At 43.9% G+C, this 15,596-nt stretch carries 11 protein-coding genes and 3 pseudogenes; 9 read left to right on the forward strand and 5 right to left on the reverse strand.

From position 1 onward, the window contains the following. Positions 1 to 205: 205 nt before the first annotated feature. Complete coding sequence (locus BTO10_RS07255; protein ID WP_105024088.1) at positions 206 to 1,177, forward strand: esterase/lipase family protein; 972 nt, start codon at positions 206 to 208, stop codon at positions 1,175 to 1,177. Between the two features lie 2 nt (positions 1,178 to 1,179). Further along, a complete protein-coding gene (locus BTO10_RS07260; RefSeq protein ID WP_105024089.1) occupies positions 1,180 to 2,139 on the forward strand; it encodes a lipase secretion chaperone in 960 nt (319 codons plus the stop codon). Between the two features lie 72 nt (positions 2,140 to 2,211). Here BTO10_RS07260 and BTO10_RS07265 read toward each other — a convergent pair whose 3' ends face one another. Then, on the reverse strand, positions 2,212 to 3,117 hold the full coding sequence (locus tag BTO10_RS07265) for a homocysteine S-methyltransferase family protein (RefSeq protein ID WP_105024090.1): 906 nt from the start codon (positions 3,115 to 3,117) through the stop codon (positions 2,212 to 2,214). 228 nt (positions 3,118 to 3,345) lie between these two features. On the opposite strand from BTO10_RS07265, the gene BTO10_RS07270 reads away from it, so the two are divergent. Then, entirely contained in the window at positions 3,346 to 4,047 is a 702-nt protein-coding gene (locus BTO10_RS07270; RefSeq protein ID WP_105024091.1) for a lipoate--protein ligase family protein, read from the forward strand. Positions 4,048 to 4,066: 19 nt separating this feature from the next. Here BTO10_RS07270 and BTO10_RS07275 read toward each other — a convergent pair. Then, positions 4,067 to 4,408, reverse strand: a pseudogene (locus BTO10_RS07275) (SDR family NAD(P)-dependent oxidoreductase); the annotation flags it as partial. Between the two features lie 9 nt (positions 4,409 to 4,417). Continuing rightward, positions 4,418 to 4,855: pseudogene (locus BTO10_RS07280) on the reverse strand (alkyl sulfatase C-terminal domain-containing protein); the annotation flags it as partial. Between BTO10_RS07280 and BTO10_RS07285 the strand changes: the two are divergent. Further along, a pseudogene (locus BTO10_RS07285) lies at positions 4,848 to 5,532 on the forward strand (LysR substrate-binding domain-containing protein); the annotation flags it as partial. The pseudogenes BTO10_RS07280 and BTO10_RS07285 sit on opposite strands and share 8 nt — an antisense overlap. 55 nt (positions 5,533 to 5,587) lie before the next feature. On the opposite strand, the gene BTO10_RS07290 reads toward BTO10_RS07285, so the two are convergent. Further along, on the reverse strand, positions 5,588 to 6,427 hold the full coding sequence (locus tag BTO10_RS07290; protein ID WP_258097037.1) for a DMT family transporter: 840 nt from the start codon (positions 6,425 to 6,427) through the stop codon (positions 5,588 to 5,590). Positions 6,428 to 6,647: 220 nt separating this feature from the next. On the opposite strand from BTO10_RS07290, the gene BTO10_RS07295 reads away from it, so the two are divergent. Further along, positions 6,648 to 7,037 carry a VOC family protein gene (locus BTO10_RS07295; RefSeq protein WP_105024092.1) on the forward strand — a complete coding sequence of 130 codons (390 nt, stop codon included), beginning with the start codon at positions 6,648 to 6,650 and terminating at the stop codon, positions 7,035 to 7,037. Between the two features lie 40 nt (positions 7,038 to 7,077). Beyond that, the gene (locus BTO10_RS07300; protein WP_105024093.1) at positions 7,078 to 7,602 is read left to right on the forward strand and encodes a hypothetical protein; all 525 of its coding nucleotides are present in this window, start codon (positions 7,078 to 7,080) and stop codon (positions 7,600 to 7,602) included. 98 nt (positions 7,603 to 7,700) lie between these two features. On the opposite strand, the gene BTO10_RS07305 is transcribed toward BTO10_RS07300, so the two are convergent. Next, positions 7,701 to 8,615: a DMT family transporter gene (locus tag BTO10_RS07305; RefSeq protein WP_105024094.1), complete on the reverse strand. Its 915-nt coding sequence runs from the start codon at positions 8,613 to 8,615 to the stop codon at positions 7,701 to 7,703. Positions 8,616 to 9,405: 790 nt separating this feature from the next. Between BTO10_RS07305 and BTO10_RS07310 the strand changes: the two genes are divergently transcribed. The 3 genes from BTO10_RS07310 (at position 9,406) to BTO10_RS07320 (ending at position 15,409) form a co-directional block, all read left to right on the forward strand. After that, a complete protein-coding gene (locus tag BTO10_RS07310; RefSeq protein ID WP_004736821.1) occupies positions 9,406 to 10,533 on the forward strand; it encodes a hypothetical protein in 1,128 nt (375 codons plus the stop codon). A 63-nt stretch (positions 10,534 to 10,596) separates the two neighbouring features. After that, complete coding sequence (locus tag BTO10_RS07315; protein ID WP_105024095.1) at positions 10,597 to 14,289, forward strand: RHS repeat domain-containing protein; 3,693 nt, start codon at positions 10,597 to 10,599, stop codon at positions 14,287 to 14,289. Continuing rightward, entirely contained in the window at positions 14,279 to 15,409 is a 1,131-nt protein-coding gene (locus BTO10_RS07320; protein WP_004736818.1) for an RHS repeat-associated core domain-containing protein, read from the forward strand. The genes BTO10_RS07315 and BTO10_RS07320 overlap by 11 nt, the downstream gene beginning before the upstream one ends. Positions 15,410 to 15,596: the final 187 nt, after the last annotated feature.

A 15,596-nucleotide genomic window follows, 5' to 3' on the forward strand; every position in this document is an offset into this window, starting at 1 on the left:
TTGTTCCAGTGTACTCAGTGGGCTCACATACAAATAGAGAACACTTGCTTCGATTTGTTCAGGGTTTACATCACTAATTCAACTCATTGAAATACTTACGCTTCTTACAATCCATTACTCCCACTTACCCTTTCTCTTTATTGATATGCTCCAATGGACATTGAAAGTAAGTTTATTCATATAGAGTCAATTAAGGATAATAATAATGAAACACATGATAAGCATCGTAATGATGTTTACGGCTATCTTTAGTCACTTGGTTAGTGCTGCACCGAGTAAAGGATACACTGAGACACAATACCCAATCGTATTAGTTCATGGTTTTTTAGGCTTCGATGACATTCAAGGTTATGACTATTTTTATCAGATAGCTCAAACCTTGCGTAAAGATGGAGCCAAAGTGTTCACTGCACAAGTGTCCTCAGCAAATACCACCGAGGTTCGCGGTGAGCAGCTTTTAAAGCAGGTGAAACAGTATCTTGCTCGAACAGGAGCTAAAAAAGTTAACTTGGTTGGGCATAGCCACGGCGGACCGACTTCCCGCTATGTCGCGTCGGTTGCCCCTGAGCTCGTGGCCTCTGTGACCAGTATTGGTGGAGTAAACAAAGGCTCCAAGTTTGCTGACCTTTTCTATACCGTTGCTCCTGATGGCACCTTAGTAAATAGCGCTGGCGCAAATATCATTGGCTATCTTTCTAAAATAACTCAATACCTATCGAGTGGTTCTACTTTACCGGTTGATGCTACTGGTGCGTTAAAAGCACTGACTACGCATGAGTCGTTGGCATTCAACAAGAAATATCCAGAAGGCGTACCAACAACAGAATGCGGTCAAGGTACGCCTGTTGTTACTACTTCGGTAAATAACATCGATCACGATGTTTACTATTACTCATGGAGTGGTAACCGATTACTGACCAGCCCGAAAGATGCGCTTGTTGATGGACCGCTGAAGGCAGTGAGCCTATTGGCTTTTGGTTCTTCAATCTTGGGTGGCGAAGAGAATGACGGAATGGTTGGTGTTTGCAGCACACACTTAGGTAAAGTGATTAACGATAGTTATCGAATGAACCATGTGGACGAAATTAACCAAGTTCTAGGACATACGGCACTGTTTTTATCTGTTCCAAGTATTTATCGACAACATGCGAACCGCTTAAAATTGCAGGGCTTATAAACATGAATAAGGCTATTCTAGCTATCACTGTGATTGCTGTGGCTACTAGCGTAGCCTATTTTCAAGCGTCTGTTCCCCGCTCACACCAGACGCAAAGTCTACCAGTCGCATTTGAAGAGTCTCTCGCGTCAGCAGAAATGTCGCAAGAGAGTGAACAAGTTGAAAAGTTTGCAAAGCCCAAGGTTTCTTTTACAGAGGATGAGCTTCAAGCGCCTTCCCAACAGGATACGGAAGTCGACCAAGCATCATTGCGCGATACGTTTGATTACTTTCTGTCAGGGTTCGATGACTCGACGATGGATATCGAACAGTTAAAAACAAGGGTTAAAGAATTCATGGCAAGAAACTATGAACGCTATCGCCCTGAGCACTACGATCTGTTTGAGCAATATCTGCTATATAAAGAGTTATTGATGTTAATTGAGGTTGAACAGGCGTTGAGCCTTGATGATTTGATTCGAATCGATAATGAGCTGCTTGAACATCAGCTCTCACTCTTTAGCATAGAGGAACAGGCACTACTGTTCAGCGATGAAAACTTCCATCGTCAAGTAACCATTAAGAAAATGTCTCTCAAAGATATTGCCGCCTCGAACAATGATTACAATTACTTACTTAAAGAAGAGTTGGATGAAATGCCAGAAGAGATCCGTCGTGTTTACCAAGACGATCTTATTTCTGCGCAATTGAATCAGGTAGCGAATTACGAAGATGAGCAGCAACGCTACATCGCTTATGAGACGTTAATTGGTACCGAAGCAGCACAAAGGATGGTGGAATTAGAGCAACGAGAATTGGCGTTAAATCAAAAAATCGAGCGCTACTTGGAGCAGCGCCGTCAAATTTTAAACAGCAGTGTCACGATAGGTAAAGAGTATGAGATCGCTAGGTTGAGAGAGTCGTTTTTTGAGCCCTCAGACCATAGGCGCATAATGTCACTTGAATCGATAGATGACCTTTAAATACCTTATATGTGGACTTCGCCCTGTATTGGAATACAAGTAACAGGGCGCTTAACTGCCACTGAGCCCAAACTATTTTTCTTCAATGACCTCAAGTTTCCAATCTGCTAGGGCTTTAATATGTTTTGGTCCGATGCCGCAACACCCGCCAATAATATTAGCGCCGAGGTCATGCCAGCGTTTTGCATAGGTTAAGTAACCTTGGCCATCTAACTCGCGCATTTCTTGAAGCATGTCATTCGCTTCATGTTCGCTGCTGATCGGAGCAAAGTTATTTGCATAGACACCGATTTCTAGATCTTGGCCTAACTCATCCATTACCTGTTTTGTATCGATAATCGCTTGATCCATCACTTCCGGTACTGAACAGTTAAACATGATGCCTGTCGCGTTAGACTGACAAACCAGTTTGACGGCTTCTTTTACGCTCTCACCTGAACGAATAGACGCAGAGTCGCCTTTAGTATCTTCTAAGCTAAAAGCGTAGTAACACGGTTTCGTTGATTGCTTAAGTACCCCATGAATGGATTCAAACTCTTGTACGCTGGATAGGGTTTCTACCAACCACAGATCGATATTTGGTTCTTGTGCATCGTAGAGAGTTTGAATGATAGATGCCGCTTCTTCGACTTTGAATAAGTCAGGTCGGTAGCTACCAAATGGTGGTGGAATAGAGCCTGCCACTTTGACCGCTTGAGGCGCTTGGTCAGCAACTGCTTTAGCTAATTCGCCAGACAGCGCTGCTAGCTCAAATCCTCTTTGTGCAAACAGTTCTTCACCCAAGTGAAAAGGCACACAAGCATAGCTGTTAGTGATTATGATTTCAGCACCTGAATCGACAAAGTTTTGGTGCGCTTGGCTAACAAAATCCGGGGCTTCAATCAGCGCTTGAGCGCTCCAAAGAGGTTGCGAGAAAGGTGCGCCAATCTCTTTGAGTTCTCGGCCCATGCCGCCATCAAGTATGGTGAGTGTTTTCATATTCGATACTATCTAAAACAATTGCTGAAGTTCTGCTGCCACCATATCAGACAACCTTGCTTGACTAAAGCTGTCCAAGCGCGAGGTTCTTAACTAAGCCGATACTGCCTAGGTAGGAATAATAAAATATTGCACCTCTGGCGCTATGTTGTATTGGATTTGGGGGATATATTATTAATTTAGTGCCAATGATTGACCTGAATCCAACAAGCTGTAGAGGAAAGTGCATTGAAGTTAACGAATAAGCTCGTGCGTTACCCGCACATTGATGTTGATCGTGCGTTTGAAAAAGAAGATGAGCTATTGCAGCAGATACAGAATGGTGAGATTGGACAAGCCTTAATGTTGTGGCAAGCCAAAACGCCGACACTTGTTTTGCCTGCAGGGAAAAAGTGGCCAGTGACGTTGGAATCTAGAAAGCAGCTTGAGACTCAAGGTTGGCAACTCTCTTCGCGTAAAACGGGTGGTGCTCCCGTTCCCCAGCTACCGGGCGTGATTAACTTGTCGCACATTTATCATTGGCCGAGCGATGAAGCGTACAATATTCAAAAAGCTTATCTGCATTTATGTGATGTTTTAACTCAATTTTTTAGAGAGTTAGGCGTTGATGTCGATGTGCATGCAACTCCAGGTTCTTATTGCGATGGCGATTACAATCTCAACATCAACAAGCAAAAAATAGTGGGTACGGCTCAGCGTGTGTTGCTGAAACGCGGGGGCGGTCAAATCGTACTTTCCCAAGCCTGTATCTTGTTAGATGCAGACCTAGAACACATCGTTACGCCCGTGAACTTTTACAATCAAATTTGCGGGAATCCAACCGTTGTTGAGCCGCACGTTCATACGCTTTTATCTGACCATGTGACGTCCATGCCCAACGTAGACTCACTCTTTCAGCAGTTGAGCCAAGTTTTTATTAGGTATGCATAGCGCTCTGTATCTGTCGGAATCAATGGAGTTCGGAGGATAAGTTTTCTTGCAACAGTCGCTCGATCACTTCCACCAGTTTACGGTTTTTAGTGGGATCAAGAGCATCGTTGTGAGGGTCTTTGAATAATCCAGAGTCATTATCGAAGTATCGTCCTGAGGCATTGGCAAACTCATCGCTGAGCGCTGCTCGACAAAGGATGTCTGCGCCAATCGCAAGATCATTACCATCAACGCCATAAGCATCTTTGACCAGCTTGCTCCCCAAGAAAGAGGCAGGGTTTACTGGAATAACCGCGAGGCCATTAGTTGATGGGCTATTTGCTAAGGCATTCGCCAAATCAATCGACCACATCGTTAGTGCATGATGGTTTTAGTGGGCATGTTCTGCTGAATCTTTGTATAGCTCAGCGTCCACTTCTTCACCTTTATTCGGACGTGGGACAATCTCAAATGAAGTGTCGGCTTCCGTCAGAGAAGAGAGCAGTTTGTTCAGTGATGACTTGTCACCTTTGACGCCAGCTTGACCATCTTCTAGCAGTTTATCGAGTGTTGTCTTCTTCAATACGATGTCAGACACGTCTGCTCTATTAATGATCAGCGTCGTATTGGCATCTTGCAGTTCACTCACTTGAATGTTGTTTAGGTTACCGTTAGACATTTCTACGTAGTAGAACTCTTTCACGTCAGGCAGTTGAATATTCATGGTAAATGGCGTGTTTTGCGCTTTCAATGAATCTACTTTTACTGCTAAGTAATCCAATAGGCTCTCGATTGTCATATTCGCCAATACATCTGGTGATACTGACCTTTTCATCCGTGAAGGGCGGGGTATCTCGCCGACTAATGCGGCGGTGCAACTGGCAAGTCGTGTAGAACCTGCTCTAGATGGAATTACGAGCGCGGTGAGTACGTTAAAGCAGTTCGACAATCAGCAGCATCACGTGTTTCGAGTTCACCATGGTGCCGAATAATGAAGAGGATTTGCTGCAAAGTCTGAGCATGCAGCAAGCGGACTTAGCTATCGATATTCACTACCCACAAGTAAATGGGTACCTAAAGCAACCTTTGATTGAAGATGAGCTAGTACTTATTGCCAGAAAAGGACATCCACGAATCAATGGCTCAGTGACAGAAGCGCAGTATTATCATGAAAAGCACATTACTTTCCGAATGCGACGCACGCGTTTATACACCGCTGACTACTTTACTAAATCGCCGCTCAAGCAAAGAAAGGTCAGTGCGGAATGTGACTCGTTAATGACGATTTGTGTGTTGGTATCGGGCTCGGATTGTGTAGGCAGTACATCGCGTGATTTTGCTAACCAGTTTGCAGACTCTTTTCAGCTTCAAGTGCTCGAACAACCATTTGAAATCTTGCCGATGCAGCAATATATGATCTGGCATAAAAGAACCGATTTAAATTCTGCTCATCAGTGGTTGAGGGACAAGATCCAGCAGTATATGAAGAAGTCTAAAGTCGGCTGAGTTACATGTGAATCAAATAAAAACGGCCTCAAAATGAGGCCGTTTTTATATCTGGTTATTCCGCTTTTTGTTTTCGCTTTTGGCGTGCGCTTTTGAGCATCTTTGCTGGTGATAAACCGGTCACCAGCATGGTGCCTGTGATGACCAAGACAGAGCCAACCACAGTATTAATGCCAATGGCTTCACCTAAGAACAAGTTACCCCAGAGAATACCAAAGACTGGAATTAAGAAGGTCACAGATAGCGCTGAAGGCGCACCAAGCTCATTGATGAGATTAAAGTAAAGCAGATACGCTAACCCGGTACATACTGCACCCAATAAGATGACCGATGTGGTGATAGTGAGATCGGGTGCTTCTCGCATTGGCATGAAAAACACAAATGGCAATACGATTAACACTGCTGCCCACATGCTGCCGTGCGCGTTATTGAAGGCTTCAACCTTGGGTGCTGTTTTGGTGTAGTTAGACGCAATACCGTAGCTAAATGCGGCCATCACGGCAGCAAAGATTGGAACAATGGCTTCTTGGCCAATATTGAACGCATCCCATCCAACCAACACGGTTACGCCCGTCACACCAATGCCTAGTCCAAGCAACACTTTGCTCTCAAGTGCAGTTTTGGTCCATATGGCTCCAATGATTGCCGCCCATATCGGTGCTGTTGAGTTCAGAATTGCGAGGGTTGAAGCATTCAGTGTTTGAGCCGCATAAGCGAAACACAAAAAAGGAAGTGCGGTGTTAAACAAACCGAGAATGAAAAAGTGTTTCGAATGAGCATTAAATGAGAGCTTTCTCTTTAGATAAAAAGAAACCAAAAGTAGGGTGATTGCCGCACACAAAACTCGCGCTTCAATTAGGACCGCAGGGCCTAAAGGATTCGCTGCAATTCTCATGAAAAGGAACGAGCCTCCCCATATAGCAGCTAGCATGATCAGTTTAAAATAGCTCACAGTTTGAATCTCGATTGTGTAAAACACCGACTATGGAGCAAAGCTATCTATTACACAAATTGATATGCCAATATTGCGCAGCGACTGGGTGAAATATCACCAAATAAATAGGAAGGTGTTTGGCGAGTAATCTGATGCTAAATATCCACATTAGGTGTTAGAAATGAAGATTGAACATATCGCGATTTGGACCAAACAACTCGAAGTACTGAAACGATTTTATGAAGATTACTTTGGTGCGACGTCTAACCAGAAATACCATAATCCAACTAAAGGCTTTTCTTCTTACTTTTTATCTTTTGATACCGGTAGCCGTTTGGAACTGATGGAGATGGACTCAGTCCCGGAATCGAAAGATGACATCTATGATCAGTTCACGGGCTTTGTTCATATGGCGATTTCGTTGGGGTCAGAGCAAGCCGTCGATGAACTGACTCACCGCTTAGTCGAAGATGGTTATGAACGTTTAGACGGTCCAAGAAGAACGGGCGATGGTTATTATGGGAGCTGTGTCCTCGATCCTGATGGTAATCGCTTGGAACTTACCGTTTAATGTACGGACTTGATTGAATGACTTACGGATTTGAGGGGGAATGATGAAGCGCATTTTGGCTTTTGTTTTTAGTCTGAGTTTGGTGGGATGTGCGTCTTCGGAGCTAGCGCAGGTTGATGTACCAGAGACGACAATCGAACCATCTCAATCTATTGGCTACCTCGGTTTCAAAGATCATCAAGACTGGGCTATCAAATTCAATGATTGTACGGTTTATGATCTAACCGGAGCTCAACCATATCAATGGTTTGATCGCACTTCTGCGTCTGTAAGTTGTTATACCTTTAAACCAAGCGACGCTATTGCACCTTTGCCCGTCTATTCGAGTGCAAGTTTCGAAAGCGATCAGCTTTCCTCGATTGAGCGCTTTCAAGAGTTACAGGTGTCGGATTCTGGCTGGGGCCGTTTTCCTATTGTCTATGATAAAAACGGCACCAATTGGCTAAGGGTTAAAGAAGGTTGGATTCATCTTACGCTCGCCGACCAGACGCTCGTCCAGTTCTACCCGGGAACTCAAGATCAGTCTGCTAAATCACAACATGATCAGTATTTTGAGCACCATTGAGAAACGAATGATCAATGCCCCTTGCTAAATGCGGTTTGGGGCATAAATAGCTAATCAGTTAACAGTTAACAGTTAGCAGTTAGCCTGAACAATGACAGTTACTGTTTCTGTTTGGCTTTGATGATAAACGGTAGGATTGCACTGAATAAAATCACGCTCGCACCGATCAAAGCGAGTGAGTTTGGCAGCTCCGCAAACAATAGATAGCCTAGAACCATTGAGTAGATCATTTGTGAGTATTCGACATTCGACACCACGTTCGCTTCTCCCCATTTATAGGCGGTCACTCCAAAGCACTGCCCGATAGAAGAGATAACGCCGACCAGAACTAATAAAGCCAGTTCAGACCATGTCGGCCATTGCCATTCGATGATCGCTGGGATTAACGCAACAGCGCCAACAAAGATGGCTTGGTAGGCCAATACAACGGTTTTCGATTCTACATTCGCCATTTCCCTCACACAGATAACCGCAATAGCAGCGCCTAATGCTGCGACTAATCCTGTTCCAACATAGAAAAGAGACTCACTTTCTAAGGTCGGTTGTACGACTAACATCACTCCAGTAAAGCCAACTAAGATCGTCGTCATGCGAGCCCAGCCAACGTTTTCTTTCAGGAATAGACGAGAGATAACAGCCACGAACAACACTTTCAGAAACCCTAATGCGGTTGCATCGGCAAACGGAATATTACTGACGGTTAAGAAGCTGAAGTAGAGTGCGATGAATGCTCCGGTGACACGCCATACATGCATCGACATCATTTTAGGGTGGAGCATTGCATCGATGTTGCTGGTTATCGATGGCATTAATAAGGTGACGAAAACCAGTTGTCGAAATAGCAAGATCTGGAAAATGTCGATGGTCTGGCTCAACTCGCGGACAATAACGCCTACTAATATGAACAGCGCATTTGAGATAAGCGCCAGTGCAATTCCTTTTGCTGGGTCGGACAGTCGGTCGAAAAATGAAAGCAGCGGACGAGGCACTGCGAAGGAACGATGAATAGACATAGCACACCTCTTGATGAATGGGTGCTGAGCATAAAGCCTACACTGGTAGACGGGTCAAACATTGTTTTTTAAAAAAGCTCAAGGGATTAACAAGTAGAAGTGAACAAGCCTTTCATAATTTTAATTAATAAGAGTGAGGTAAAACCATATAGATTATTTTTATCATGATAAACGAAAGTTTATTTAATCACTTAATGATAGAAATTAAATTTTGACAAATTTAACGAGATTTTAAACTTATTAGATAATAAGCGAGATGTCGGATATTTCCTTTTTATTTTAAGGGGTAAACGGCTAGCGAATTATTCCAAATAATAAAAAACTTTCTAAAATCACTGATAATCTTAACATTAAAGGTGTTTATTGATGCGAGTCACAACAAATAAACAGTCAAGATTTTATAAAAACTAATCCTTTTTCCATTTGTGAAGTGGTGATTACCTGAACATTATTGAATTGGTGGTTTTACTATCAATATAAACTACTGTTTTTTAAGGGTATTACTTTTCATTTGGTTTTATGTCTTAGTTGGCTTTAGCAAGGTTTAGAAATTTTACATTGATGAAGTGATTAATTAACTTGGCACTGTCCGTTTAATCAATTAAATGGCTTGTAAGTAATAGTTATCGGAATGGTCAATGGCGTTTACAAATTTGATGATGTGAACATTGAATAAGGCAAAGACCTTAAGATGATTTAATTATCAAAAAACTGTCATATCTAAAGATAACTGTACTTTTATTTAATTTCTTAACGAATAATGTTGAGGGTCAATACTATGAAGTTATCGATGAAGAAGTCATTGTTATTAGCAATGTCGGCATGTGTTTTTTCTAATGTAAGTGTTGCTGCCATTAATGGTGACTATCATGTGGTCGACGATGATCTGACGGCTGATCATAATGAAAGCAATGGTGTACCAATGCCTTTTTACGCTAACGGAAGAATGCAGTCAAAACTCAGCGTTTCTGTTTCTTTTGCGGATAGCTACGGCAGACCAGTGACCGTATCTAAGAGTGACTTAGAGGGGGCGATATCATTTTACCTAAAGAATAGTGGGCAGGAGTTAGGCAAAGATAAAGATTGCAGTTACGGAAGAGGTTGCTGGGGATACACGTTGAATCCAAATGATTACTCCCACCAAATGGGCAGCAGTTACGGTTACTCGAAGACCCTTCCCACGTCTCGTGTTTCAGCAAGTGATACTAAATTAACCGCTTGGGTTTATAGCAACGAAGTCGCTCAATACCGTGAAGTGTGTATGAAGGTTAAGTTCGATGCCGGAAGCCAGTATGACAACAATTACTACGATAGCTGTGCCTTCCCGAATGAAAGCAGTGCGTTCTACCAAAGCGTGCAGCCTAAGTCTTACAGCGCTGCTGACTTTTCTGAGCTTGGAGAAGGTGAAGTGGTGTGGGAAGAAGCCAACGCCGATGGGTTCTATTTTGATAAAGCAGAGATGCGTAACTTTTATGTGACGCCGAAAGATACGTCCGTTCAACTGGTTCAGGTTGCTATGGATAACTTTGACGAGTCAGATAGCGATAAAGTGTTCCTAAATGATGAATGGCTGGGCTGCTACTCAGATTGCCCTGACGATAATCGCTCTGTGAAAGGTTATATATTTGTTCCAGGTTCAGAGCGCAAAGTCTCTGACGAGTATGTCTGGAATAGTGCTGCTGGTGAAGGCCGAACTGCTGTGTGGCGTGTTAACCAACAGCTAAGATCAGTGACGCTTAGCAAGCTGTTATATTCGAACAACGGAACGTCAAATAACGATTCGCAAAAAGAGTACCGATTTACTGTATTTGACCAATACGGTAACAAGGGACCATTGAAGCTTATTTATCCTCAAAGTGAATTTACTGGTGGTGGTCAGAAGTGGGATTACACCCGTTGGACCCTAGTTAGCCAATAACACTCGAACAAAATAGAGTTAGCTCAAGCATTTGAGCTAACTCATCCACTTTAGGGGAAATTTATGTCTAATTGGACTTCAAATGCTTTTAACTTTGATAGTTTTTGTTCGGGCGGTGTAGACCAAAGGACCAGAAGCTACTCATACCAAATCTTACTTGGCTCTCTTATTGGTAACTGGCTCAAGGGACCAAACCTCGATATCTCCATTCAATTCTCACCATACTCAGCAGAAAACCTTGGTTTTGGTAAAGGCTGGAAGTTAAATCTTCCGCGATACGATATTGAAAATAAACAACTCTATCTAGCCAACGGGCAATCTTATCGCGCTGAATTAAATGCCAATCTAGAAATGAGTATTCGTTACAAAAAGTTGCTCGATTTTTCGGTATCGTCTAGCGCAAATGGTTACGAAATTACTTATAAAAATGGCCGTACTGATATCTTAGATAAAGATGGTGACATCATTAAGGTACGCCAAAGTAATGGGCATGCCCTCTATTTTTCTTGGCTCAATGTTGGCGGCAAGAAACGCTTGGAAAAAATTTGGGACGATAGAACAAACAAGCAAACAGCGCTGCTGTGGATTGAATATGTGAGCGCAGGTCGCGTCAATATTTTTACCAATCTTGGCAGTACCCACGAGGCCTTTTTTGGTCTTACACTAAATAACAGTAAGCTGGTTAAGTGTGACTTACCTGAGCGCGCCGGTAGCTATAGCTTTGGTTATCTAAACATTGGCACATACACGCTAATTGAGAAGGTGGTTCACCCTTGTGGCTTAACGGAAAGTCTGCGATACAAAGCTAATGGCATTCGAATTAATTCGATGACCTATTTACCTGCGGTGACTTCTCATGAGGTGCTGACTCTCAACTCTCCTGTTATTACGACAACCTATGACAGTATTGGTACCGATAGTCGTAATTTTATGGGGTATGGATCGCCCGGTGGAGAATTGAGCGAAGGGCTTGATAATTTGCTGGAGCGCGGTAGAGAGTACAGCTATCGCGTACAAAAAATTGAAAATGGCTCTATTGTCACAGCTCAAACCTACAATCAATTTCACTTGCTTGTTGAAGAAGCTCGACACGTCGATGGTAACCTGGTTCATTTGAAAAGGTTGGACTACCCCGCCATTGATAATCAAGAGTTTTCCGCTCAACCCGCTCAGTACTCATTGATCAGTAAAGAGGAGCAGGTTTGGTTCTCTGGATCGGATAGCCAAGTTCAAAATAGATTCTGGGACTATGACGAATACGGCAACATGCTTAGGTTTGTCGACGAGAATAGTATTACAGAACACTATGAATATTATGCTAAAAATGGAGAGGCGGGCTGTCCTGCATCACCAACGGGCATGGTTAATTTCGTTAAATCTCGCACGTTAGACAATGGCTCTGAACAAAGAGTGATTACTTACCAGTATGCTTCTCTAGAGGGGTTAAATGGTCAGCGAGACGTAGTGCTGAGTCTAGAAGAAGATACACAACGTTACCAAACTCATTACGCCTATCAAACTGATACAAGTGATACCTATTCATTTAGCCGACTGGCTTCGGTACAAAATGACATTCTTCACCCTAACGGTGTCTATTCTGCTACTTCACGCTATCAGTATGCATTGGATAATGATGTTCTTGAAGAACACGAAGAGCTGACTTGTCATGATAATACGAAAACCAATCTTGTTGTTGGCCACTACCTTGATATTGGTGAGTTAGCGCGACATGTCGACTCTGACGGTGTCAGCTGTTCATTTGCTTATGACACGCTTCGAAGAACCACCGAAGAGCGAATTGAAGGAAGTGCTTCCCGTTCGTACCAATATATCGTTGATACTGGTTTGAGCCGACAAACTCTGCTGTTAACTGACTGCAAAGGTAATTTGTGTGAGCAGAGCTGGGATGGTCAAGGGCGAGAATTAGAAGCCAAGGTTGGAAGTTCAGTCGTATGGACCAAAATGTACGATGCGTTTGGCAGGCTGCAAAGCAAGAGTACCTATGATGTGCTGCCCGATCGAAACTCCAGATCAGCGCCTGTAGTGTTAACTGAGAGCTATGAATACGATGATTGGGGGCAGGTTAAATCTACGTTGCTTGCTAACGGAAAGCGTCGCGTTGAATTTAACAACCTTGCATCGCGTAAGAAAACTCAGGGCATTGAAGGCTTAACCATGACGGTGAGCTCTCTGAACACTTGGGGTCTTGAAGACAAAAAAGAGCAGGGGATCCATAGCTGGAATTATGAGTATGACTCGTGGGGAAGGCTGATCAAAGAAACCAACCCACTTGCTCACTCCAAGTACTACCATTACGACCGTTTTGATCGCGTGATTCGCATGACTCAAGCGAACGGTGTCGACCACGACATCACCTACGCTGAGCATACCGATCAGTCACAGGTTATAGACCTGAAGATTGGCGGGACAACGGTGGGGAAACGTGACATTGATGGCTTGGGGCGTCAGCGATCACTGCGACGTGGTGCGAGTACTCAAGCGGCGCTGAGTTGGTCCTACTCAGACAGCAGTAATATTCCTGAAACTGAAACTAGCTTGTCAGCGCCAGTGCGTAAGTTTACTCGCGATAGTCAGTTGGGTGTATTGAGTGCCAAGTCATCTGATGGGCAGGTTGCCAACTATACTCATGACCCAATATCTGGCTTGCAAACCGGGAGTCAAGATAGTGAAGGCAATCAAAGCAGCATTACCTATTCGTCGAAGGGGTTACCTGAAGTTGAGGTAAATGACGGACAGTCTCGTTACTACAGTTATTCAGATGGCGGGGTTATCGCTGCCGTTGATAGCGACACGGATACTCGCCAGTATGGCTATGATGAACTCGGGCGTTTGGTGAAGCTGAGCTGCAATTCGACAACGGTATATTACGATTATGATGAGTTTGATCGGGTGATCGTCGAGACTTTAGTGTCTGGTAATCAAACCCAAATTACGGAGCTTGATTGGGATGAGTACAGCCGTGAAGTGAATCGTGCTGTTGCCTTGAACAACCATTATATCTTTGAGCAATCACAAGAATATAACGCGCTAGGTATGCTCGAATCTCGTACCAAAGAGTGTGCGACATTAGGCAACCTGACAGAAAGCTATACCTATGACGAGCTTGCTCAGCTTACTAAGGTCGAATTCTTTGGGGCGGGTCCTTTGAGTGATTGGGGACAGCCAATGACTTCAATTGAGTGGAGCTATGACGAGCTGGGTAACATGTTGACTCAGCGTACATTGACGGCTGAATCTGAAGATTTCGCTCGTTATTTTTACGAGTCGGATGACCCTAGTCGGTTGACCAGCATTACTCACTCTCATCCACAACTCGATAGCCAAATATCAATCCAGTACGACTTGAATGGCAACATGACTCAAGATGCGGATGGTCGAGTGCTCGAGTATGACAACTTTGACCGCCTGCAGCGTGTGTTTGCCGACAATACCGAATGGTTATACCACTATGACAGCAACGACCGACTCTCGGCTCAGCAGTCTTCTTCGGAGTCTCGTCACTTTAGTTATCTGTGGGGTGATCTCTCAGCAATAGAAGAAAATGGCAAACTGACTCAGTATGTCTATCACGAAGGGGTACCAATATGGTCAGAGACAGGCTCGGAGACGACATTGTTAGCGACGGATCTAAATGGTTCTGTCATTGCCTCTAACACTTCAGGGAAAACGGGCTCGATGTACCGTTACTCTCCATATGGACAACGCGAGCAAGCGGGGAATGCAAATGAAGAATAAAGACTCGGTATTTATTACCCCACTTAATCGCCGTCAGTTTCTGATTAAAATTGGTCAAACAGCGGCAGTGGCTGGTGGCATATCCTTGCTACCGACTTCAGTTCGTTTGGCGATGGCGCAGTCGATGACAATCTCTCATTCAGACATTGGTTTCAATGGTGAGTGGCTAGACCCCGTGTTGCAAGGTTATCACTTAGGACAAGGCTATCGTGTTTACCAACCTAAGTTGATGCGTTTCAATGCCCCTGACAGTTTGGCGCCTTTTAATGAGGGTGTTCATAATGCTTATGTGTATTGTCACAATGATCCTATTAATTTCACTGACCCAAGTGGGCACCTGAATATCAGCAAGATCTTGTTTGGTGCTTTTGGTGTACTTGCTGGGATAGTTGGTATTGCATTGGCGGCACCTACTGGTGGTTCAAGCTTGGTGTTGGCGGCTGGTATCATCGGTGGTATTGCTGGGATGACCAGTGGCGCATTGCAAATCGCATCTGGTGTTATCGATGATGGGGACATTTCCCGTAAACTTGATATAGCGACGATTCCTTTCGATATTATTGGTGTGGTAAGTGGCGGGTATTCGGCCTATAAGTCGGTTCAGAATCTGCGTTGGGTAAGAGCTGGCGGTGCTCTAGAAGATGTGACACAGCCAGGCCTTGGTTCTCGCTTAATGAATAAAATCAGGCCTTCGAGTGAGTACAATGTGGCATGGGCCAGTAAAACGAACCCGGCCATGCGCATAGGAAGTTCTGAGGGACGGGTGATTGCAACCAGAATGACTCAGGGCGGCAAGACGATGACGTACACGCCTCCTCCGATTCATGGTGGCTACACAAAGATCCTCCTTGGGCAGGTAAAGGTTGGTGCACGAGGTTATACCATCTATCAAGGTATAATGACGGCGCGCTCGATCGGTAGTTTGGGCTGGTCTACGGTCAAAACAATACCTGGGCGTTTGGATCAGGAGAAGTCCTCAGCGGATAATATGGTAACTGAAGGAAGAAGTGCTAACCCTGCTGCTAAGAAGACCCAAATGTACGCACTTGAAGAGACCAGACAGCGCATAAAATATGGTAATGAAGTTCAGCAAATGATCCGTCAATTGCCATTGTCTTAGCCTGCTCTATTTTTCTTGAACACTGTAAAGCCAGCTCAACCTTAGTTGAGCTGGTTTTTTTGTATTTAATATTGGCGTTTTTGAACGTTATCTGTAAACCATGACCGCTTCCCTTAAATTCACTTTGTGATCAAAAAAGATCAAAAATAGTTGTTGAAACCGGTTTCAATGTGTATCTTTATTGCAT

The sequence above is a fragment of the Vibrio chagasii genome (assembly GCF_002954585.1).
Classification (GTDB): domain Bacteria; phylum Pseudomonadota; class Gammaproteobacteria; order Enterobacterales; family Vibrionaceae; genus Vibrio; species Vibrio chagasii_A.

Bases quoted from the DNA above. Each gene is read 5' to 3' on its own strand.
- BTO10_RS07305 (WP_105024094.1), bottom strand. From the start codon at position 8,615: ATGTCTATTCATCGTTCCTTCGCAGTGCCTCGTCCGCTGCTTTCATTT.
- BTO10_RS07315 (WP_105024095.1), top strand. From the start codon at position 10,597: ATGTCTAATTGGACTTCAAATGCTTTTAACTTTGATAGTTTTTGTTCG.
- BTO10_RS07310 (WP_004736821.1), top strand. From the start codon at position 9,406: ATGAAGAAGTCATTGTTATTAGCAATGTCGGCATGTGTTTTTTCTAAT.
- BTO10_RS07295 (WP_105024092.1), top strand. From the start codon at position 6,648: ATGAAGATTGAACATATCGCGATTTGGACCAAACAACTCGAAGTACTG.
- BTO10_RS07265 (WP_105024090.1), bottom strand. From the start codon at position 3,117: ATGAAAACACTCACCATACTTGATGGCGGCATGGGCCGAGAACTCAAA.
- BTO10_RS07255 (WP_105024088.1), top strand. From the start codon at position 206: ATGAAACACATGATAAGCATCGTAATGATGTTTACGGCTATCTTTAGT.
- BTO10_RS07320 (WP_004736818.1), top strand. From the start codon at position 14,279: ATGAAGAATAAAGACTCGGTATTTATTACCCCACTTAATCGCCGTCAG.
- BTO10_RS07260 (WP_105024089.1), top strand. From the start codon at position 1,180: ATGAATAAGGCTATTCTAGCTATCACTGTGATTGCTGTGGCTACTAGC.
- BTO10_RS07290 (WP_258097037.1), bottom strand. From the start codon at position 6,427: ATGAGAATTGCAGCGAATCCTTTAGGCCCTGCGGTCCTAATTGAAGCG.
- BTO10_RS07300 (WP_105024093.1), top strand. From the start codon at position 7,078: ATGATGAAGCGCATTTTGGCTTTTGTTTTTAGTCTGAGTTTGGTGGGA.